The sequence below is a fragment of the Mangrovicoccus sp. HB161399 genome (assembly GCF_013184745.1).
Taxonomy (GTDB): domain Bacteria; phylum Pseudomonadota; class Alphaproteobacteria; order Rhodobacterales; family Rhodobacteraceae; genus Mangrovicoccus.
On record NZ_JAATVU010000008.1, the window covers coordinates 142,307 to 162,342 of the forward strand.

The window sequence follows — 20,036 nt, forward strand, 5'->3', positions numbered from 1 at the left end:
CCTCCCTAGATCGCGCCGATGGGACCGGACCCGGCCCCTGCCGGGGGCGTCAGGACAAGATCCCCGGCATCTCCGCCCCCCTGCCGCGCCCCCAGCCAGCTGGTCTGGCCGAGCCGCGTGTCCCGCCCCAGCCTGGCGGCGGGAACGTCCCCGCCGCGCAGCACCAGGTTCACGTCGAAATCCAGTTCCAGCCCGGCATAGCTGCGCACCAGCGCCGCCAGCTGCGCCAGAGCCTGCCCGCCCGGCAGCATCCGCTCGTAGGCCGCCAGATCCAGCGGCCCCAGGCGGATGCGGATCTTGGCGCTGCGGCTCCAGACCCGGGCCCCGATCACGGTGCCGCGGCCCAGCCCCGCCCGGCCCAGCTGCCAGCGGTCGTCGGGCGACAGCTCCAGCCAGCTGCCCTGGAATTCCAGCACCTCCGCCGGGGCGGCCAGATAGGCCGACAGCAGCTGCCGCAGCCCGTCGGCATTCTTCGGCCCCTGCCCCAGCAGCCCGGCGAAGAAGCGCTTGGCCAGATCCGGCAGCGCGTCGCGGTCCTGCATGCCCTTGCCCGCCACCCCGGCCAGCGCGGCGACGCGCCGCTCGAAGCCGCCGCCGCGGCCGCGGTCGAGCCCGGGCGCGGGCTGCGCCTCGGCCCAGGCGCGGTAGAACAGGCTGGCCATCCGGTGCGTCAGCATGTCGGCGAAGGCCACCAGCGTCGGATCGCGCCGGTCGCGCTGCCTTTCGCGCGCGTATTCCGTCAGGTGCAGCGGCATCGGCCCCTGCGGCCCCCAGAAGCCGAAGGCCATGTTGCGCAGCGCGCCCGGGCGCCCGTCGCGCGGCGGCACGAAGCCCGAGATCGCGCTGGCGGGAAAGGCCAGCTCGGGGTCCTGCCCCAGCCGCACCCGGTCCTGCGACGGCTGCCGCGTGCGTCCCAGCGGCGCCTCCTGCTGCAGCTCGGCCTCGAGAATGCGCAGCGCCAGCAGGATATGGTAGCTCTTCGGATCGGCCCGGAACTGCGCGTAATGCGTCAGATCAGCCGCGCCTTCCCTGCTCTCGGGCGCCATCTGGCCACCTCTCCCCTTGTTTCCGTGCGCAGCACGGTTTCCGTGAAACTGTTCATCGTGACGTATTTGGCGAAGAAGCGCTCCAGCACCGCGCCCAGCAGATAGGCGCTGGAGCCTTCGAAGAAGCTCTCGTCGCAGGTCAGCTCGATTTCCAGGCCGCGCACCGCCGTCGACAGCACCTCGTCGACCAGCCGCCGGGCCCGCGGCCGCGCCGCGACCCGGACGATGCCCTCCAGCTGCTTCTGCACCACCCGGTCGCCCGGCGGGGCATGCACGCCCAGCATCTCGCGCAGCGCATCCGCCGCGGCGCCGCCCTCGGTATCGACCAGCGACAGGTAGTTCAGGCTCAGCTGCGAGATCAGCCGCCAGGCGGTCTCGCCGTCGGAAATCCCCGGCCGCGGCCGGGTCGGCGGCACCGGCGTGGCGATCCGCGCCACCGGCCCGCCATCGGTCAGCTGGAAGATCTCCGTCCCGCCGGTCGCCAGCAGGAGCGGCAGGTCGCGGTTGGTGACCAGCGCCCGCACCGCCAGCTGGGCGAGGTTCGCAGGCCAGGGCGCGGCGGCGGCATCGACGAGATCCAGGTAGATCTCCGCCCCCAGATAGGAGGAGCGCGTCCCCTGCAGCTTCTCCTTGCGGCTGCGCTGACGCATCCGCCGCCGCTGGGTGTAGTAGGCCGGCCCGCCCGCGCGCAGCGGGGTGAACTCGCCCGCGGCGAAGAACGGCAGGAATTCGGTGTCCTGCTCGCCCTCGCTGCTGTAGCCCTTCACCGAGCTGACGGCATAGATCTCGTGGTCCATCGGCGCGGTGCGGTCGACGACGACATGCTGCTCTACATCGGCGCGGGTCACCTGCACCCGGTCGCAGCGGCGCTCGAACAGGTTGATGGCCGGCGCGCAGTGCAGCGCGAAATTGTCCGGCGACAGCGTGCCCTCGGCCGCCGGGTTGCCGTGGCGCAGCAGCACGTAGATGTCGACCGCGCTGCCGTCGGCCCGGCCGAGCGCCGGGGCCAGCCCCGACAGCTCGACGAAGCGGTAGCGCTGCGGCAGCGCGAAATACTCCTGCAGCAGCCGGTAGCCGTCGAAGCTCCGGTCCGGCACCGGCAGCAGCGCCTCGCCGCGCTCGAAGCCCAGGGGCGCGATGCCGCCGCGCAGCGGCTGCACCCAGTCGGCGCGGCGGTCGGTCGAGCGCCCGGCAAGGCCGAGGGACTCGTTGCACAGCAGCTCGTGCAGCATCCAGGCCGTGCTGCCGGTGCCCGACAGGTGCACCTGCAGGCGGTCGAGGCTGAGCTCCGAGAGCGGCGCGCCGCCATGGCGCTCCAGCCGCAGCCGCAGCCCGGCGCGCGCCTCGCCCGCGGCATCCGCCGGGGCCAGCCCCGCCGCCACCAGCGCGCCGCGCCCTTCGATGTATTCCGCCTCGGCGACCCGCAGCGGCCACAGCGTCACGTCCTGCGCCGTTCGGTACTCGCAGCGCGTGGCCGAGCCTTCGGCCGGCAGCGCGCTCAGCCGCGTGCCGCGCGCCAGCAGGTGGCCGTCGGCCAGCGCGGCATTCTCCATGTCCGGCACGAACTGCGCGATCATCATCGACGGCACCGGCGCCAGGAACTGCGGGTAGACGATCTCGAACAGGTGGCTGGCAAAGGCCGGGTACTGCAGCTCCAGCTCCAGCTGGACCCGCGCGGCCAGGAAGGCCGAGCCCTCCAGCAGCCGCTCGACATAGGGGTCGAGCACCTCGGTCCCCTCCATCCCCAGCCGCCCGGCGATCTTGGGATAGGCCTCGGCGAATTCCGCGCCCATCCTGCGCAGGTAGGACAGTTCGGCTTCGTAATGGCGCAGCAGCCTGGTATCCATCGCGTCTCAGCCCACGGTATCGATCTTCAGCGCGCCGGTGGTCACGTCGACCTCGGTGCGCAGGTACAGGTTCAGCGGCAGCGGCTGGGCCCACATGTCGGCGCGGATGTCGTAGCTGATCACCGTTTCGCGCGCATGTTCCTCGCTGCGCTGCAGCACGGTCAGCGTCGAGGCGTCGATGCGCGGCTCGAAGGCGGCGATCGCCCGGCGGATCGCGTCGCGGATCAGCCCCGCGCGGGTCTGCACGGAATAGGCCCCGGCCACGTCGGACACGCCGTAGTTCAGCACCGAGGCCGCCGCCTGCGGCCAGGCCTCGGCATCGATCTGGTCCTCCAGGTTGCAGGTGTTCAGCAGCCAGGCCAGGTCGCGCTGCAGGATCTCGCGCAGCCGCCGCGCGTCGATCGCGCGGGTGCCGCGCGCTTCCGTGCGCTCGCCCGGCGCCTCGTCGGTCAGACGGTCGAGCAGCGAGGGCTGCAGCCGGTCCTGCAGGCGGCGGTCACTCATCGGCCGCAGCCCCGCCGGAGCCTTCGATCGCCAGCTCGCGCAGCTCCAGCAGCGGCAGCTCCTCGGCATCGGTCGCCAGCAGCCGCTGGCCGAGCCCGGCGAAGGTGTCCGCCCCGGCATCCTCCCAGGCGGTGGCGCGGCCCAGCTTCTGCGCGTCGCTGCCGCGCGCGGCAGTGCCGGCGTAGCGCGCCGGGATCAGCGCCACGAATTCGCCGCCGTTCCGAAGCGTCAGGTTGCAGGGCGTCCAGACCGCGTCGCGCAGGTCGGCGGGCGCCTCGGCCACCAGCCGGTGGATCGCCGCGAAGGGCAGCCAGTAATACTTGCCGTTGACCACCGCCTCCAGGATCGGGCCCAGCCGCGGGTCGGCATCGGCAATCCATTCGAAGGGGCGGCCGTTCAGCGTGCCGCGGCTGGCGGGCGCCGCCTCGAAGGCGCGCGCGCGCAGGTCGGCAGCGGCGGCGGCATCGCCCGCGGCCAGCAGGCGCAGCGCCTCGACCATCTGGGCGATCCAGTCCTGCGGCTCGCCGAAGACCAGGGGCTGCTTCTCGCCGGCGAAGACCTTCTCGCGGAAGACCTCGCAGATGATCGCCTCGCGGTAGGCCTGCGCCATCGGCAGCGCGGCCGGGTCGAGCTGGGCGGACATCTTCGCCTGCGCCACCGCGCGGCTCCAGTCGCCGGTCAGGCACAGCAGCTGGAACAGGAAGATCCGCAGCTTGGGATTGGACGGGTCGGCGCGCACCGCGTCCTGCAGCGCGGCAAGCCCGGCGGCGAGGTCGCCGTTGCGGACCAGCGTTTCGGCATCTGAAAGGACGGTCAAGGAAGGTTCCTCCGGGTCGCGTCGGCAAGGGCGGCACGGCCCCCGCGGGGGGACCGTGCCGGCATCGGCATCACTTCGTCTTCATCTTGGCGATGTCGTACTTGAACTCGATGGGCTTGCCCTTCTTGCCCTTCTCGTCCTGCGGCGTGTACTTGTACTCGACCTCGGCGAAGTTCAGCGAGACGTTCTCGGTCAGACGGTCCTCTCCGCCCGATCCGCCGGTCGAGACCGAGGTGATCAGCACCTTGGTGAACGTGTACTCCATGTACTCGTTCTGCGCGGTGCCGGCCTTGCGCACGACCAGGTAGGCCTTGTCGAAATGGTCGCCCACGGCGCAGGCGTACTGCAGGATGGGCGACATCGTGTCGACCCACTTGGTCACCGAAAGGTCCTGGAAATTGGCCTTGCCGGCACCGCCGCCGCCGCCGCTGTGGAACGTGCCCGACTGGGAAATCCCCCAGGACCAGGCCAGCACGTCGCAGGCCTTCTTCTTGGAATAGGTGTCGTCCTGGGTTTCGCCCTCGGCCTTCTGGGTGCCGCCTTCGAAATACAGATACATGTCAACGGCCATGGAGCCTCTCCTTCAGATTTGTCAGATATGCGGGTTGTCCCCCGGGCGGCACGCGGCCGGCGCCGGGGCGGGAATCCGGGCGGCTCCTCTTCCGCCCGGACAGGGATCGATGGCTCAGCTCTTCTCGGAAGGGAGCTTCGACACCAGCCGGAGCGAGACCGTCAGGCCCTCCAGCTGGTAATGCGGGCGCAGGAAGAACTGCGACCGGTAATAGCCGGGATTGGACTCGTCCTCCTGCACCACCACCTCGGCGGCGGCCAGCGGCTTGCGGGCCTTCTCCTCCTCGCTCGACACCGCGGCGGTGTAGTCGACGTAGTTCTCGATCCAGGCCTGCAGCCAGGTCTGCATGTCGTCGCGGCTCTTGAAGGAGCCGATCTTGTCGCGGACCATGCATTTCAGGTAGTGCGCGAAGCGGCAGGTCGCGAACAGATAGGGCAGCCGCGCGCCGAGCTGGGCATTGGCGGTCGCGTCCGGATCGTCGTATTCGGCGGGCTTGTGCAGCGACTGCGCGCCGATGAAGGCCGCAAGGTTGGTGTTCTTGCGGTGCACCAGCGGCATCAGCCCCAGCTTGGCCAGCTCCGCCTCGCGGCGGTCCGAGATGGCGATCTCGGTCGGGCATTTCATGTCCACCCCGCCGTCGTCGGTCGGGAAGGTATGGGTCGGCAGGTTCTCCACCGCGCCGCCCGACTCCACGCCCCGGATGCGCGAGCACCAGCCGTATTCCTTGAAGGAGCGGTTGATGTTCACCGCCATCGCATAGGCGGCGTTGATCCAGGCGAAGTTCGACGATTCCGCGTTGCCGGTATCCTCCTCGAAGGCGAATTCCTCCACCGGGTCGGATTTCGCGCCATAGGGCTGGCGGCCGAGGAAGCGCGGCATGGCCAGGCCGATGTACTTGCTGTCCTCGCTTTCGCGCAGGGCGTTCCAGCCGGCGTATTCCGGGGTCGACACGACCTTGGTCAGGTCGCGCGGATTGGCCATCTCCTGCCAGCTGTCGAACTGCAGCAGCGACGGCTCCGCGCCGGTGATGAAGGGCGAATGCATCGCCGCGGACACCTTGGCGATCTCGCCGAGCAGCTCCACGTCGGGCGGGCTCTGGTCGAAGAAGTAGTCGCCGACGAGGCAGCCATAGGGCTCTCCGCCGAACTGGCCGTACTCCTCCTCGTAGAGCTTCTTGAAGATCGGCGACTGGTCCCAGGCCGTGCCCTTGAACTTCTTGAGCGTCTTGTGGAGATCCTTCTTGGAGATGTTCATCACCCGGATCTTCAGCATCTCGTCGGTTTCGGTGTTGTTCACCAGGTGGTGCAGCCCGCGCCAGGCGCTCTCGAGCTTCTGGAACTCCTCGTTGTGCAGCACCAGGCTCATCTGCTCGCTGAGCTTGCGGTCGATCTCGGCGATCATGCTCTCGATCGAGGCCAGCGCGTCATCCGAGACCAGCGCCGCGTTCTCCAGCGCCTGGGCGGCCAGCGTCTTCACCGCCCCCTCGATCGCGGTCTGCGCCGCCTCGGTGCGCGGGCGGAACTCCTTCTGCAGCAGCGCGGAGAAGTCGGATCCGGTTTCCTCGGCGACGGCCGCGCCGCCCTGGGCTTCGGTTGCCTCTTCGGCCATGCTCACTCCTCCCCGGATTCGTCTGCAGGCTTCGCGGCCGCGGCGAGCGACTTGAGAAGCTCGGGATTGCTGATCGCCTCGGAGATCAGGTTCTCCGCGCCCGGCTTGCCGTCCATGTAGGACATCAGGTTCGACAGCGACTCGCGCGCCTCCAGCAGCTCGCGCAGCGGCTCGACCTTGCGGGCGATCGCGGCGGGCGAGAAATCGTCCATGCTCTCGAAGGTCAGGTCGACCGCCAGGTTGCCCTCGCCGGTCAGCGTGTTCTTGACCGTGAACTGGGCCCGCGGCTTCATCGCCTTCATGCGGTCGTCGAAATTGTCGACGTCGATCTCCAGGAACTTGCGGTCGGCAATGCCCGGCTGCGGCACCTCGGACTTGCCCGCGAGATCGGACATCACGCCCATCACGAAAGGCAGCTGGACCTTCTTCTCGGCACCGTAGAGTTCCACGTCATACTCGATCTGCACCCGTGGCGCCCGGTTGCGGGCGATGAATTTCTGCGAACTTCCCATGCGGTTCTCCCTGACTGGCCTGCGCCGCGCCCCCTTTGCGGAGCAGGGCGGTTTCCTGTTCGTCGCTGCGGTCCCGATGCCGGTTCAATCTTTTTTCCGCCGGCCGCGCATCGGGGCGGCAGCGGCTAATCCTCGTCCTCTTCGATGCCGCCGATGAGGTAGACATTCTCCACCCCCTGGGGCGCCATGTCCTTCATGATGGTCACGAAATCTGCCCCGATCAGGCGGCGCGCGCGCTCCAGCAGGATCGGCAGCGGGCTGGAGGGCTCGTGCTTGCGGTAGTAGTCCATGATCCGCTCCAGCGCCTTCTTGGCGTCGGCGGGCGAATTGATCGTCCCCGGCGGGGCCGCAGCCGCGGCGGCGGCAGGCGCGCCCGCGGCCGGGCCCTCCGCCGCAGCCTCCCCGGCCGCCTCCTCCGGCGCCCCGGGGCTGCCCGCCGCCTCGCCGAGCCGCTGCACCGCCTTGTAGAGCAGCCGGGCCAGCGGCGACAGGTCGGGACCCTGCCCCGGCACCTTGTCGTCGAACACCGCCTCGATCGCGCGGGCATCCTCCAGCGCCTGGCGCGCCGAGGCGGCCAGCACCGCCAGCGTCTCCGGATCGGTGTCCTGGAAGGCCGCGGCGATCGCCGCCGGATCCGAGATCGCCGAGCCGTCCTCGGGCGGCTCGCGCTCGCCGTCGGCAACCTCGAGGTCGCGCAGCGTCACCCGCCCGAAGGCCTGCGACTGGGTCATCGGCGCCGAGCGCACCGCACGCAGCAGCGTCGCGCCGTCGACCAGCCCGCGCAGCGTGTTCACCCGGAACAGCGCCATGTCGTCGGGATCGTCGGGATCCAGCTCGGGATGGCAGCTATCCCAGAAGCCCTCCAGCGCCCCGCGGATATAGGCCAGCCCCTCCGCCAGCCCGGGATAGCCCTCCGTCGCGGCGGCGGCATGGGTGTAGTGGACAGCCGCCCTCAGGTCGTGGCAGCGCTCCAGGATCTGTTCCGACAGCCGCGCCACCTCGCGGTAGTCGGGCGCCTCGGCGGCGAGGATCTCGCTGCCGGCCTGGCGTTCCTCGCCCGGCCTGGCGGCGCGTTCCAGGGACTGGAAATCGTCGTCATATTCGGGGTCCGCGCCGCTGGGCGCCTCGCCGGAGAACGCATTCAGATGATCGTGTATCGACATAATGACGATCTCTTAGTCGATTCGAACGGAACTAAATGTGACTTAGGACACTGAACCGGAAACAAACCTGCGGCACGGAAGAAACGCAGAACAGGCTCCGCGCCGTCCGGGAACCCTGCCCCAAGCATCGGATTCCCGCAAGGCGTATCGCGCGGAGCTTGAAACGCGGAAGCCGGGCCGTCACCGTGGGTTGCGGGAAGAGGAGTATGATCGATGGAACAGCAGGAGACCGGCGCCGCGGCGCCGCCCGCGCCGGACGGCGCATCGCAGATGCGCGGACGCCTCGACAGGCTGCGGCAGGATCTGGAGTCCCAGGTCGCCGAGATGAGCGCCATTCTCGCGCCGCGCCGCCGGATCGACGGCGCAAGGCTGAACATGCACCTGCTGGCGACCGGCCAGCTGGTCCATGACGGCCACCGCATGCTGGCCGACAGCATCCGGCTGCGCAGCAGCGATGCCGAGGCCGCCGGCGAGGACCGCGCCGCCCAGGACCGCAGCCAGCGCGCCTGGACCGCGCTCGGGATCCCGCTCGGCCAGATGAGGCTGGAGCTGAACAAGTGGCCGATGGTGGAAAGCGCGCTGCGCCCGCAGGTCACGCCGCGGCGCACGCCGCTGTTCGAGGACCCGGCACTCGCCACCCCCGCCGCCGCCGCCCGCGAGGAAATCACCGACCTGCTCTTCGAGCAGCTCCACGGCCTGCTCAATGCCGGCGGCCAGGACGAGGCGGCGCTCGCCCATGGCTGCTATGCCGACATCCCGCTCGACCAGAGCGTCTTCCTGCGCCAGGTCCATGCCGCGCGGCGCTGCCTCAAGGTGCTGCGGCCGGACCGGCCCAGCAGCTTCATCGATGTCGGCTGCGGCGCCGGGCTGAAGGTGATTTCCGCCGCCCCCTATTTCGACCGCTGCACCGGGCTGGAATACGATTCCGGCTATGCCGCGCTGGCCAGGGAGCATTTCCTCGCCCTGCCGCATGGCCGCTGCCGCGCGATCGAGGGCGACGCCCTGGAATTCGCGGGCTACGGCGACCACGACGTGATCTATTTCTACCAGCCGATCCGGGAAACCGAGCGGCTCGCGCAGATGGAGCGCCGGATCATCGCCCAGGCCGGGCCCCGCACGCTGCTGATCGCGCCCTACCGCAGCTTCGGCCAGCGCGCCGACGGCTACGACGGCTGCGTCCATGTCGCCGGGCACATCTGGATGACCGGCAGCAGCGCCGCCGAAGCCGCCGAGCTCTGCAGCGAGGCCGAGCATATCGGCACCGACATCCTGCAGTCGGGCGACGGCAACGTGCCGCTGATCTGGGATCCGCTGACCGACATGTCGCGCAACCGCGGCTACGAACCGATGCAGCGCGAGACCCCGCGGCCGCGCTGACGCCCCTCCCCCGTGCCGTCGGCCCGATCGTCCCGGCCGGCGGCTCCGCCTCCGGGACGGCCGGGCCCAGCAGCCGGGCCGAACACCGGCGTCCCCGGCCTCCTTCAGCCGGGCAACGGCACATGCCCCCTGTCCGGGACCCGCTGGCCGGCATGCCGCGCAACCGCGGCGGCGAACCGATGCAGCGCGAGACCCCGAGGCGGCGCCGACGCCCCTCCCCCGTGCCGCGGACCCTGTCCTACCGGCAGGCGTCCACACCTCCGGGCGACCGGGCGATGCAGCCGGACCGCACAGGGGCGGACCGGAAACCCGCAGCCGTCCGGCGTCACCATGCTCTTTGCTCTCGGCCGGGCGCCGCCGTCCGCCATATCTTGCAGCCACGTCAGGGAACCGAAGCAGCGCGGGACTCCGCGACCGCGCGGACGTTCCTCCGCCCGGGACGCCAGCCCGACCTCCCCGGCCGGCGGCAGTGCCTCCGGGTACGGCCGGTCTCTCCAGCCGGGCCGAACAGGGGCGGCTCGGGCATCCACCGCGGAACCGAAGAGGGCGTCCCCGGCCCCGCAGCGGGGCTCCGGCAAATCCCCCCTGGCCGGGATCTGCCGGCCGGCATGTCGCGCAGCCACGTCTGCAAATCGATGCAGCGCAGGATCCCCAGGGCGCGCTGACGCCAATCCGCCGCTTGCCGCCGATCCCGATCTTCCCGGCCGACGGCAGTGCCTCGGGGAGGCCGGCCCCTGCAGCCGCGCCGAACAGGAACGCCCTTGGCCTCCCGCAGCCGTCAAACGTCACCATGGCTCCGGTGCGGGATCCGCCACCCGCCATGCCGCGCAGCCGCGGCGGCGAACTGGTGCAGAGCAGGAACCAAGGCCGCGCTGACGCTGCCTGCGCAGGCGCGGGTGCCTCCGGATTGCGCGTCCGGACCTCCGCGGACCGCCGCCGCGGGAAAAGCCCTGGGCGCCGCGGCGGCGACCCGTGCTAGCCTCCTGCCGAAGCGGAAAGGAGATCGCGATGCAGGCAAACCGGGCGCAGGCCGACTACTGGAACTCTCCGGCAGGGATGAAATGGATCGAGCACGAGCATGCGCTCGACACCGCGATGCAGGGCATGCTGGACGGCATGCTCGATGCCGCCGCGATCGCGCCGGGCGACCGCCTGCTCGACATCGGCTGCGGCACCGGGGCCAGCACCCTGGCTGCCGCCGCGCGCGCGCCGGACGGCGCCGCGCTCGGGCTCGACATCTCGGCGCCGCTGCTGGACCGGGCGCAGGACCGCTGCCGCAGCGCCGGGACCCGCAATGCGGCGTTCCTGCTGGCCGATGCCCAGACCCACCGCTTCGCGCCGGCCGGACGGGACGGGCTGGTGTCGCGGCTGGGGATGAGCTTCTTCGCCGACCCGGTGGCCGGGCTGCGGAACCTGGCCGCGGCACTGCGCAGCGGCGGCCGGATGACCTTCGCCTGCTGGGCCGCAACCGCCCTCAACCCGTGGTTCTCGATCCCGGCCGAGGCCGCCCGCGCGCGGCTGGGCCCGGCGCCCGCCGCCGCGCCGCATGCCCCGGGGCCGACCGCCTTCGCCGATGCCGCGCATGTCGCCGGACTGATGGCGCAGGCCGGGCTGCGCAGCATAGAGGCCGGCCCGGCGGAGATCGAGCTGACCCCGCCGGACGGGACGGCCGGCGCCGCCCGCGCCGCCAGCCGGGTGGGACCGGCAGCGCGGATCATGAAGGCCCATGGCGGCAGCGCCGCAGATGCGGCCGCGATCGAGGAGGCGGTCCACGCGGCCTTCGGCCAGTTCGGCGGCCCGGACGGGGTGCGCGTGCCCGCCGTGGTCAATCTCTTCTCCTGCCGCGTCTGACGTCCCGGGCGGCACGGCCCGCCGCAGGACCGGCCAAGCGCAGGCACGGTGCCGCCAGTTCGGGGTCCGACGGCCGACAGGTCCTGCAACCGCGTCTGCGCACCGACTCTGCGTGGCACCCCCGGGCCGCGCCGGCGTCCATCCGCCCATTCTGCCGACCCGAATTTCCCGGCCGGCCGCACGGCTCCCCGCGGCCGACCGTCCTTCGCCCGGCCGGCCGCTGCCTCGGTCCCGCCCCTTCCGGAGGGCCCTGCCGCCAGGCCGTGATCGCGCCCCAAGCCATGCCGGGCGCTCCTGCAGGCCGGGCTCCGTTCCCGCCGCGCCGGAACTCGTCCGCCACGCTGGCCGCGCAGCGGATTCCGCCATGCGGCTGGGCCCCCGCCCTGCGCGCCTGCGCAGGCCTCTGCCGCGGAAATCCCCCGCTCCGCCGGGCCGGACCGAAGCACCCGGCCCTCTCAATGGCCGTCCCGTGCCCGCCCGGACCTGTCCGGGAGCCGCGTCCGATCCAGCCCGTCCGCCGCCAATCCGCCACCGGCCCCGAGGTCCGGGCCACCTGTCGCGACCAGTCCCTACCGTACCGACATGCCCAATGCAGCCGCGCTCCCCGCCGGATACCGGATCAGGGGGCTCCGGAACATCGGCCTCCGCTTCGGCGCCGGGTGTTCCGGTCCGGGTCCGCAACAGGCCGCGTGCCCCATGCGGCGCGATGCCCGGCCGGGTCCCCTGCAAGCCACGCCCGCGCGCGCCGGGAGCGGCACCATCCGCTCCGCCGGGGCGCTGCGCCCCGGCACGGCGGGCCGCAAGGCGCCAAGGGAACGTCCGGCACGCCCGAGCGGAGGGAGGCCGGACCGGCGGTTTCTGCAGGGTCCGGCCCGGAACTGCTGCCCGCCCCGGCCGGACGGGCGCCGCCTTGCGGGCAGGTCCGAATGCCGCCCCGGACCGTCCCTCAGCCGGGCGGCGGGCCCCAATCGGCCGGTCCCATCGCCTCGACCGGGCTGGCGGCGAGCCCCGGCACCTTGCTGCAGAACACCACCGCGTTCAGCGCGCCGGAGCGCGCCGAAGGCACGATCAGCCCGTCGAAATCGAGGAAATGCGCCGCCTCGCCGATCTCCTGGGTGCGCGGGTATTCCGCCTGCCGCCCGGCATAGGACAGCCGCCCGTAGCTTTCCGTGCGCAGCCCCGCCGCCGCCAGCGCCGCAAGATCGAGGAAGCGCAGCGCCCGCTCCAGCACCAGGCCGATCCGGTGCATCGAGTAGCGCACCTTGCTCGGCATCACCGGCTGGCCGCGCATCAGGTGGAACCGCATCTCCTCCAGCGCGCCGCGCTCGGTCAGCGAGGTGTAGAGCACCGCGAAGCTACCGTCGTCCCAGCGCCCGCCCGAGGCGCTGCATTGCAGCGGGTCGCGGCCCTCGCGCACCAGGCGCCAGACCGGGCCGTCATGCAGGACCGGAGGGATCGCCTCCAGCGCGTCCAGCAGATCGGGGTCGCGGCGCATCGGCTAGAGATAGACGTCGTTGTCGAGACGGTCGATCACCGCCAGAACCTCCAGGCTCTGGCCGTCATGGATCAGGTCGATCGCCCGCCGCCCCTCCAGCTGGGGATGGCGCGCATGCAGCCAGGCGCGCACCTCCTCGGGCTCGTAATACTCGCTCAGCCGCCCGACGACGTAGTAGAGATCCGACAGGATCAGCCCGTTCCGCGGCTGCGGCCGCATCTCGCCGGCCTTCCAGCGCGACACGGTCGCCTTGGAGACGTCGGTGATGTTGGCGATGTCGGTGCCCTTCAGCGCGCCGAACTGCGCCAGCTCGCCGATATAGCGGGAGACCGGACTCTGCATCTGCGGCCCTTCCGGAGGTTGCGTTGCGGTTTCACGGAATGAGATGGTGAAACACAGGGGCAGAGTCAAGCGTCCCGCCGGCCACGCCGCAGATGCCAACTGTGGAAAACTCTTGCACGAATCCGGATCCTTGCCCAATAGTCACGGAAAAGGATCCAAGAACGTCAAATTCCGTGAACACGGACGCGGGCAGGAAGCAGATGGACACAATAGACGCTCGGGCGCATCTGAATGCCGTCATCCGCGGGCATTCCGAGACTCTCGCCGTGCAGCTGCATGCGCTGCGCGAGGGACTCTTCCCGCCCGATGCCGCCAAGGCTATGCGGAAATTCACCTCCGGGGAAGCGGCGCAGCTGCTCGGAATCAACGATTCCTACCTGCGCAAGCTGCATCTCGACGGCAAGGGCCCGACGCCCGAGGTCACCGGCGGCAACCGCAGGCACTATTCGGTGCAGGATCTGCGCGATCTCCGCGAGCTGCTGGAGAAGACCGCGCGCAAGCCCGGCGACTACCTGCCCGGCCGCCGCGAGGGCGACCACCTGCAGGTCATCGGCGTGATGAACTTCAAGGGCGGCTCCGGCAAGACCACCACCTCGGCGCATCTGGCGCAGTACCTGGCGCTGAACGGCTACCGGGTGCTGGCCATCGACCTCGACCCGCAGGCCTCGATGACCGCGCTGCACGGGGTGCAGCCGGAATACGACCTGCCCGACGGCGGCACGCTCTACGACGCGATCCGCTATGCCGATCCGGTGCCGATCCGCGACGTGATCCGGCCCAGCTACATTCCCGGGCTCGACCTGATCCCCGGCAATCTCGAGCTGATGGAATTCGAGCACGAGACCCCGCGCGCACTGGCCCAGGGCAATGCCGGGCTGTTCTTCTTCCGCGTCAAGGAGGCCCTGGCCCAGGTCGATGCCGATTACGACGTCGTGGTGATCGACTGCCCGCCGCAGCTGGGCTTCCTCACCATGTCGGCGCTGTCGGCGGCGACCGGCGTGCTGGTCACCATCCATCCCGAGATGCTCGACGTCATGTCGATGTCGCAGTTCCTGCGGATGACCGCCGACCTGATGGACGTGATCGCCGAATCCGGCGCCGACATGTCCCACGACTGGATGCGCTACCTGCTGACCCGCTACGAGCCGACCGACGCGCCGCAGAACCGCATCGTCGCCTTCCTGCGCACCATGTACGGCGACAACGTGCTGAACTCGCCGATGCTGAAATCCACCGCGATTTCCGACGCGGGCCTGACCAAGCAGACGCTCTACGAAGTCTCGCGCTCGTCCTTCACCCGCGCCACCTACGACCGCGCGATCGAAAGCCTGAACGCCGTCAACGGCGAGATCGCGGACCTCATCCAGAAGACCTGGGGACGGAAATGACCGACCAGAAGAAACGCCGCATGTCGATGCTGGACGGGCTGGCCAAGGCCGGCACGGCCGCGCCGCCGCCCTCCTCGATGATGGGCGCGAACCGGGCGCTGCGCTCGGCGCGGGACGCGGTGGACAGCCACCATGTCTGGGAACTCGACCCTGCCGCGATCACCGACACGCGGATCGCCGACCGGCTGGATCCCGAGGACGTGGCCGACCTGCGCGAGGCGATCGAGACGAACGGGCAGGCGGTGCCGATCCTGGTGCGCCGCCACCCCTCCGAGCCCGAGCGCTACCTGCTGGTCTACGGCCGCCGCAGGCTGGAGGCGATCCGCTCCTCCGACAAGGTCCAGAAGGTCCGCGCGCTGGTCGCCAATCTCGACGAGGGGGCGGCACTGAAGTCGCAGATCTCCGAGAACATGGCGCGGCGCGACCTGTCCTTCATCGAGAAGGCGCTGTTCGCCCAGTCGCTGGTCGAATCGGGCTTCGGCACCCAGGCCAAGGTGGCCGAGGTGCTGACCGTCACGAAATCGGCAATCTCCATGGGCATCGCGGTGGCCGAATCGGTGGGACGCGACCTCGCTGCCGCCATCGGCCCGGCCCATGGCATCGGCCGCCCCCGCTGGGAGGCGCTGGCCCAGGGCATCGACGCCTCCGGCATCGACCGCGAGCGGCTGATCGGCATCGCCGCCGACGTGCATGACCGCGCTGCCGTGGCGGTCTTCGACGAAAACGCCCCTGGCCAGGCCGAGGATCCCTCGGTTCTGGCCTTCAACGCCGTGATGAAGGCCGTGGGCACGCCCCCGGCCCGGCCGCGCGCCGCCCCCGCCGCCAAGGCCGGGGCCAGGCCGCTTTCGGTCGACGGCACGCGCATCGGATCGCTGCGCCGCTCCGCCAAGGGGGTCAGCATAGACCTCGGCGGCGGCGCATTCGCGGATTGGGTCGAGGCAGAGGCGCCCGGCCTGATCAGGGAGCTTCACGCGCGCTGGAAGGCGCACGGCGGAGACTGAGGCAGAAAAGAAGACAGGCAGGAACAGGAGGCACGACAGAGACAAAGAAAAGGTCCCGCAAAGCCGGAGCTCCACGAGACCCTCACTTGTTTTTCGCACTCTCAAGCTAGAGGTCCCAGCCCCGCGCCGCAAGTCCGAACGGATTCGCGGGACAGGTATTTTTTGTCTTCGTGACAGAAATCATGAGCTACATGCCGATAACGCCCTTCCGGCGAAGGGTGGATGCTGTCCTTTTGGACACTCATCGCAAGGCCACGGCCGCGCGCAGCGGGGAAGCCGTGGACAAATGGGAAGCGCTGCGCACGCTCGCCGCTGCCCGGACCGAATACGGGCTGTCAGACCGCGACCTCTCCGTGCTGCAGGCGCTGGTCAGCTTCCACCCTTCCGCGATTCTCGGCGGCGGCGCCGGAGACCCGGTGGTCTTCCCGTCGAACCGCACGCTCTGCGAGCGGTTGAACGGCATGGCCTGCTCGACCATGCGCCGCCATCTGGGCAAGCTGGTCTCCGCCGGGGTGATCCTCCGCCGCGACAGCCCGAACGGCAAGCGCTATGCCCGCCGCTTCGGCGCGGAGAAGATCGCCTTCGGTTTCGATCTCTCGCCGCTCCAGAACCGCCTGCCCGAGTTCCGCGACGCCTCCGCCCGTCTCGCCGCCGAGGCCGAAGCGCTGGAACGTCTCCGCCAGACCGTCAGCCTGATGCGCCGCGACGCCGCCGAGCTGGCCGCCTACGGTCCCACCGTGCGCCCCGCTCCGCTCTGGGCCGAGCTCGCCGCCCTTGCCGCAGACGCCGCCAAGCTGCTCCGCCGCAAGCCCGAGACCACCTTCCTCCGCGCGCTGGAGCGGCGCCTGGCGACCGCTCTGGCCCGTGCCGCCGCCCTGCTGGACCCGTCCCGAACAGAAGAAACGAGCACCAGCGCAGCCCCGGATGAGCAGCACATAGAACCCCAAGATAAAATTCAGATAGACCCGCAGCCGCGCCCGGTCGATCCCCCTCGGGAAGATGCCGGAACCGGTTTTGCAGGGAACCCGAAGAAGCCTGAAGCCAATCCCCGAACGGCACCGCCCGCGCCGCCCATAGTGTCGCTGGGAGACGTCCTGGCAGCCTCGCCCGGCATGGAAACCTATTGCCGGGATCCGATACGGGACTGGCACGATCTGGTCCGCGCCTCGGAAGCGATCCGGCCGATGCTGGGAATTCCGCAGGCAACCTGGAACACGGCAAGATCGGTGATCGGCGAGATCGGCGCGGCCATCTGCATCGCGGCCATCCTGAAGAGGTTTGCCTCGATCCGCAGCCACGGGGCCTATCTGGCAAGGCTCTGCGTGAATGCGTCCAAGGGCGAACTGTGCCTGGAGCAGATGGTGATTTCGCTGCTGCCGGACGGAAAGAGGGCGGGTTCACAGCTGTGAACCCGCCCCCGTTTCGATCCATGCGGCGGATGCGCCGCGGAGTTCACAACTGTGAACGCACCGTCTATGCAGCGTGCGCTCCCCGGCGCGACAGCCGGACGATCAGCGCGACGATCGCCGCCGCCACGAGCAGTGCAGCGGCGATCCCGGCCCAGGTCAGCCAGGCCGCATTGCGGACCAGCCAGGGCGTCCCGCCGCCCGAGCGGATCGTCGCGACCTCCGCCTCGCCGACGGTTGCATCCGACCCGCTGAAGGTGGCGGTGACATAGCTGGCCAGCGCCGCGATCTGGGCGTTGCCGAGGTCCTTCGAAAAGCCCGGCATAACCGTGTAGCCTGCCGCGTCATGGCGGCTGATGCCCTCGGCGATCGTCATCACCAGGTTCGAGGGGTCCTTCGAGGTCACGGAGGACACGGCCGACAGGGACGGGAAATGGCCGTCCGGCGCCCCCTGCCCGTCCACGCCATGGCAGGCCGCGCAGGCCGCGTTGTAGAGCGTCGCGCCATCGGTCGTGCCATGCTCCGCAAGCGCGGAGGCGTGGTCCGGATTGCCCTGCCAGTCCGTCGTCTCGTAGCTGGCCAGCCCGACCGGAAGTGGCTCCGCGGCACCGGCGCGGTCGACCGGCGACGACACGGCCGGAACGGTCTTCAGATAGGCCGCGATGGCCTGGAGGTCGCTGTCCTCCAGATGGCTCAGCGAATGCTCCACGGCCTCGGCCATCGGACCCGCAGCGGAGCCCTTGCCGATGGCGATGCCGTCCCTGAGATAGGAGACGATCTCGTTCCTGGACCAGCTGCCGATGCCGGTGGCCATGTCCGGGGTGATGTTCGGCGCGCGCCAGCTGCCCAGGGAACCGCCGCCGAGATAGCGTGCCCCCTGCTCGTTCATCAGCACCCCGCGCGGCGTGTGGCAGGTGCTGCAATGCTCCAGCGCATCGGCCAGATAGGCGCCGCGCGCCTCCTCTTCCGAAAGGCCCGCAGGCGCGGTCCAGCCGGGTTCCGGAGCGAAGAGCAGGTTCCATCCGATCATCAGCGCGCGCTGGCTGAACGGGAACGGAAGCTCGGTCTGCGCGGCGGGCGCTTCCTCCACCGGGGCGACGGCTTGCGTGAAATAGGCGTAGAGCGCCTTCACGTCGGCATCGGCCATCTTCGCATAGGACGGGTACGGCATCGCCGGATAGAGATGCGCGCCGCCCGGCGCGACGCCCCGGCGCAGCGCGCGGCCGAACTCTTCCTCGGTCCAGCCGCCGATGCCGAACGTCTTCGACGGGGTGATGTTGGTGGCGATGATCGGCCCCATCGGCGAAGCGATGGCATAGCCCCCGGCGAAGGGCTCTCCCCCGGCCGGGTCGGTGTGGCAGGCGCTGCAATCGGCGGCGCGGGCGATGTATGCGCCGCGGGCCGCGAGGTCGTCGGCGGATTGCGCGGCGGCGGCCGAGGCAAGGCCTAGGGCCAGCGCCGCGAGCGGTGCGATATGGCGGGCCATGCTCAGACCTCCTTCGCGATGGTGTCGGCGGCGCGGATGCCGAGGGCGACCGCGGTCAGGGTCGGGTTGACCACCGAGGAGGACGGCAGGTTGCCGGTGCCGACGACGAACAGGTTGTCGTGGTCCCAGCTGCGGCAGTCGCCGTCGACCACCGAGTCCGTGGGGTCGTTGCCCATGATGGTGGTCCCCATGATGTGGTCGTGGTTGGCCAGCTCGCGCGACATGTTCAGCGTCTCGCCGTCCATCGCCTGCACGAAGGCGGTGAAGTCGGCGATGCAGGGATCGATCGCCCCGCGGCAGTAGCCGTCCGCGGCATAGGTCAGGCGGATGTTGGGATTGCCGAGCGCGTCCTTCAGCGGCCCGGGCTGCACCCGGTTGGCCGGATCGGGCAGCGTCTCGAACATCGAGTAGAGGCTCATGTAGCGGGCGCTGTCATGGCGGATGCGCCGGTCCAGCTCCGAGCCCAGAACGCCCTGCGACAGCAGCCGCTTGGTCATCGCCTCGTTCGGGACGAAGTTGTTGACCGCGTGCTTGATGCCGGAATGGCGGGCGCGGCTGGCGCCGTCGCGGTGGCTGAAGATCGCGCCCTGCTGGATCGGCCCCCTGCCCGGCCAGACCGCCTCGGCCGCGAAGAAATCGACGCCCAGCCCGAGATGCGGCATCAGGTTGCGTCCGACCATGTCGCTGGAATTGCCGACCTCGGACATGATCATCAGCTTGGGGCTTTCATAGCCATGCGCGGCCAGCACGAAGGCCTTGGCCGAGAGCCGCCCCTCGGTGCCGTCGGAGGACTTGTAGCGGACCGATGCGATGCGGCCGTCCGGGCCCTTCTCGATCCGGTCGACGGTCGCGCCGGTGATCAATTGGCAGCCCGCCTCGACGGCCAGGTCGGCATGGAACACGCCGGAGTAGTTGGCGCCGATCGGGCAGACCGGGGCGCAGTTGTTGTTGCCGACGCATCCCGGGCGGCCGCGGTAGCTGCCGCTCATCATCGCCGAGGGCTCGGCGACGACCTCGTAGCCCATCGGCCCGATCGCCTTGGCGAAGGTGTCGAGCATGTAGCTGTTCTTCTGCGCGGGCATCGGGAAATCGCGCGAGCGCGGCGGCCAGGTCTCGCCGGGGCGGGTGCCGGACTGGTCCTCGTGCAGGTTGCCCGCGACGCCGATCTCGTATTCGGCCCGGTCGTACCAGGGTTCGAGATCGTCATAGGAGATCGGCCAGTCGCGGCCGACGCCGTAGGTCGACTTCATCTTGAAGTCGTCGGGGATGAAGCGCCAGGTCGCGCCGCCCCAGTGCCAGGTGGAGCCGCCGACCAGCTTGAGGAAGTTGGCCACCATGGCGAAGTCGCCGTCATTCTGGACATAGGCATGGGAGGCGGAGGTATGGGCCCAGGGCTCGTCGGGATAGGGGCCGTTGTAGTCGGTGCGGCGCGGCGAGTTGCGGAAGGACTGGATCAGCTTCCAGCGCGGGATGCGGACGCCCGCCTCGAGGATGATGACGGACTTGCCTTGCTGGGCCAGCTCGTAGGCGGCGTTGCTTCCGACGGTGCCGGAGCCGATGACGATGACGTCGGCGTCGTGGTCTTGTGCCATTGGGGGATGCTCGTATCGGGAAAAGGGGAG

17 protein-coding genes are annotated in these 20,036 nt (G+C 70.3%); 5 read left to right on the plus strand and 12 right to left on the minus strand.

Annotation, left to right across the window (positions count from 1 at the left end):
- Positions 1–5: 5 nt before the first annotated feature.
- The 8 genes from tssG to tssA all read right to left on the minus strand — a co-directional run bounded on the left by tssG (position 6) and on the right by tssA (position 8,068).
- Positions 6–1,046, minus strand: coding sequence for a type VI secretion system baseplate subunit TssG (gene tssG / locus HCC78_RS06705; RefSeq protein WP_172327970.1), 1,041 nt, complete (start codon positions 1,044–1,046; stop codon positions 6–8).
- The gene (gene tssF / locus HCC78_RS06710; RefSeq protein ID WP_172327971.1) at positions 1,010–2,893 is read right to left on the minus strand and encodes a type VI secretion system baseplate subunit TssF; all 1,884 of its coding nucleotides are present in this window, start codon (positions 2,891–2,893) and stop codon (positions 1,010–1,012) included. Before tssF ends, tssG begins: the two co-directional genes overlap by 37 nt.
- A gap of 6 nt (positions 2,894–2,899) precedes the next feature.
- Positions 2,900–3,397, minus strand: a complete 498-nt coding sequence (gene tssE / locus HCC78_RS06715; RefSeq protein WP_172327972.1) for a type VI secretion system baseplate subunit TssE — start codon at positions 3,395–3,397, stop codon at positions 2,900–2,902.
- Positions 3,390–4,214: a type VI secretion system accessory protein TagJ gene (locus tag HCC78_RS06720; RefSeq protein WP_172327973.1), complete on the minus strand. Its 825-nt coding sequence runs from the start codon at positions 4,212–4,214 to the stop codon at positions 3,390–3,392. Before HCC78_RS06720 ends, tssE begins: the two co-directional genes overlap by 8 nt.
- A 70-nt stretch (positions 4,215–4,284) precedes the next feature.
- Positions 4,285–4,785, minus strand: coding sequence for a type VI secretion system tube protein Hcp (locus tag HCC78_RS06725; RefSeq protein ID WP_172327974.1), 501 nt, complete (start codon positions 4,783–4,785; stop codon positions 4,285–4,287).
- Between the two features lie 114 nt (positions 4,786–4,899).
- Positions 4,900–6,393 carry a type VI secretion system contractile sheath large subunit gene (gene tssC / locus HCC78_RS06730; protein WP_172327975.1) on the minus strand — a complete coding sequence of 498 codons (1,494 nt, stop codon included), beginning with the start codon at positions 6,391–6,393 and terminating at the stop codon, positions 4,900–4,902.
- A 2-nt stretch (positions 6,394–6,395) separates the two neighbouring features.
- Positions 6,396–6,905 (minus strand): type VI secretion system contractile sheath small subunit, encoded by a 510-nt coding sequence (gene tssB / locus HCC78_RS06735; protein WP_172327976.1) that lies wholly within the window; start codon positions 6,903–6,905, stop codon positions 6,396–6,398.
- Positions 6,906–7,030: 125 nt separating this feature from the next.
- Positions 7,031–8,068, minus strand: a complete 1,038-nt coding sequence (tssA, locus tag HCC78_RS06740) for a type VI secretion system protein TssA (protein WP_172327977.1) — start codon at positions 8,066–8,068, stop codon at positions 7,031–7,033.
- A gap of 213 nt (positions 8,069–8,281) precedes the next feature.
- Between tssA and HCC78_RS06745 the strand changes: the two genes are divergently transcribed.
- Positions 8,282–9,445 (plus strand): class I SAM-dependent methyltransferase, encoded by a 1,164-nt coding sequence (locus HCC78_RS06745; RefSeq protein ID WP_172327978.1) that lies wholly within the window; start codon positions 8,282–8,284, stop codon positions 9,443–9,445.
- A gap of 1,008 nt (positions 9,446–10,453) precedes the next feature.
- The gene (locus HCC78_RS06750) at positions 10,454–11,296 is read left to right on the plus strand and encodes a class I SAM-dependent methyltransferase (protein WP_172327979.1); all 843 of its coding nucleotides are present in this window, start codon (positions 10,454–10,456) and stop codon (positions 11,294–11,296) included.
- Between the two features lie 946 nt (positions 11,297–12,242).
- On the opposite strand, the gene HCC78_RS06755 is transcribed toward HCC78_RS06750, so the two are convergent.
- Positions 12,243–12,791: an RES family NAD+ phosphorylase gene (locus HCC78_RS06755; protein ID WP_172327980.1), complete on the minus strand. Its 549-nt coding sequence runs from the start codon at positions 12,789–12,791 to the stop codon at positions 12,243–12,245.
- 3 nt (positions 12,792–12,794) lie between these two features.
- A complete protein-coding gene (locus HCC78_RS06760; RefSeq protein ID WP_172327981.1) occupies positions 12,795–13,133 on the minus strand; it encodes an antitoxin Xre/MbcA/ParS toxin-binding domain-containing protein in 339 nt (112 codons plus the stop codon).
- Positions 13,134–13,333: 200 nt separating this feature from the next.
- Between HCC78_RS06760 and repA the strand changes: the two genes are divergently transcribed.
- From repA to repC, 3 genes are all read left to right on the plus strand, one after another.
- Entirely contained in the window at positions 13,334–14,521 is a 1,188-nt protein-coding gene (gene repA / locus HCC78_RS06765) for a plasmid partitioning protein RepA (protein ID WP_172327982.1), read from the plus strand.
- A complete protein-coding gene (repB, locus tag HCC78_RS06770) occupies positions 14,518–15,522 on the plus strand; it encodes a plasmid partitioning protein RepB (RefSeq protein WP_172327983.1) in 1,005 nt (334 codons plus the stop codon). Before repA ends, repB begins: the two co-directional genes overlap by 4 nt.
- Positions 15,523–15,713: 191 nt before the next feature.
- The gene (gene repC, locus HCC78_RS06775; protein WP_253949081.1) at positions 15,714–16,931 is read left to right on the plus strand and encodes a plasmid replication protein RepC; all 1,218 of its coding nucleotides are present in this window, start codon (positions 15,714–15,716) and stop codon (positions 16,929–16,931) included.
- A 64-nt stretch (positions 16,932–16,995) separates the two neighbouring features.
- Here repC and HCC78_RS06780 read toward each other — a convergent pair whose 3' ends face one another.
- On the minus strand, positions 16,996–18,414 hold the full coding sequence (locus HCC78_RS06780; protein ID WP_172327985.1) for a cytochrome c: 1,419 nt from the start codon (positions 18,412–18,414) through the stop codon (positions 16,996–16,998).
- A gap of 2 nt (positions 18,415–18,416) precedes the next feature.
- Positions 18,417–20,006: a GMC family oxidoreductase gene (locus tag HCC78_RS06785; RefSeq protein WP_172327986.1), complete on the minus strand. Its 1,590-nt coding sequence runs from the start codon at positions 20,004–20,006 to the stop codon at positions 18,417–18,419.
- Positions 20,007–20,036 lie beyond the last annotated feature (30 nt).

Excerpts from the sequence above, each read along its gene's own strand:
- HCC78_RS06755 (WP_172327980.1), bottom strand. The coding sequence starts at position 12,791 with ATGCGCCGCGACCCCGATCTGCTGGACGCGCTGGAGGCGATCCCTCCG.
- repB (WP_172327983.1), top strand. The coding sequence starts at position 14,518 with ATGACCGACCAGAAGAAACGCCGCATGTCGATGCTGGACGGGCTGGCC.
- tssA (WP_172327977.1), bottom strand. The coding sequence starts at position 8,068 with ATGTCGATACACGATCATCTGAATGCGTTCTCCGGCGAGGCGCCCAGC.
- HCC78_RS06760 (WP_172327981.1), bottom strand. The coding sequence starts at position 13,133 with ATGCAGAGTCCGGTCTCCCGCTATATCGGCGAGCTGGCGCAGTTCGGC.
- HCC78_RS06780 (WP_172327985.1), bottom strand. The coding sequence starts at position 18,414 with ATGGCCCGCCATATCGCACCGCTCGCGGCGCTGGCCCTAGGCCTTGCC.
- tssB (WP_172327976.1), bottom strand. The coding sequence starts at position 6,905 with ATGGGAAGTTCGCAGAAATTCATCGCCCGCAACCGGGCGCCACGGGTG.
- tssG (WP_172327970.1), bottom strand. The coding sequence starts at position 1,046 with ATGGCGCCCGAGAGCAGGGAAGGCGCGGCTGATCTGACGCATTACGCG.
- HCC78_RS06745 (WP_172327978.1), top strand. The coding sequence starts at position 8,282 with ATGGAACAGCAGGAGACCGGCGCCGCGGCGCCGCCCGCGCCGGACGGC.
- HCC78_RS06750 (WP_172327979.1), top strand. The coding sequence starts at position 10,454 with ATGCAGGCAAACCGGGCGCAGGCCGACTACTGGAACTCTCCGGCAGGG.
- tssC (WP_172327975.1), bottom strand. The coding sequence starts at position 6,393 with ATGGCCGAAGAGGCAACCGAAGCCCAGGGCGGCGCGGCCGTCGCCGAG.
- HCC78_RS06725 (WP_172327974.1), bottom strand. The coding sequence starts at position 4,785 with ATGGCCGTTGACATGTATCTGTATTTCGAAGGCGGCACCCAGAAGGCC.
- repA (WP_172327982.1), top strand. The coding sequence starts at position 13,334 with ATGGACACAATAGACGCTCGGGCGCATCTGAATGCCGTCATCCGCGGG.
- HCC78_RS06785 (WP_172327986.1), bottom strand. The coding sequence starts at position 20,006 with ATGGCACAAGACCACGACGCCGACGTCATCGTCATCGGCTCCGGCACC.
- tssE (WP_172327972.1), bottom strand. The coding sequence starts at position 3,397 with ATGAGTGACCGCCGCCTGCAGGACCGGCTGCAGCCCTCGCTGCTCGAC.
- tssF (WP_172327971.1), bottom strand. The coding sequence starts at position 2,893 with ATGGATACCAGGCTGCTGCGCCATTACGAAGCCGAACTGTCCTACCTG.
- repC (WP_253949081.1), top strand. The coding sequence starts at position 15,714 with ATGCCGATAACGCCCTTCCGGCGAAGGGTGGATGCTGTCCTTTTGGAC.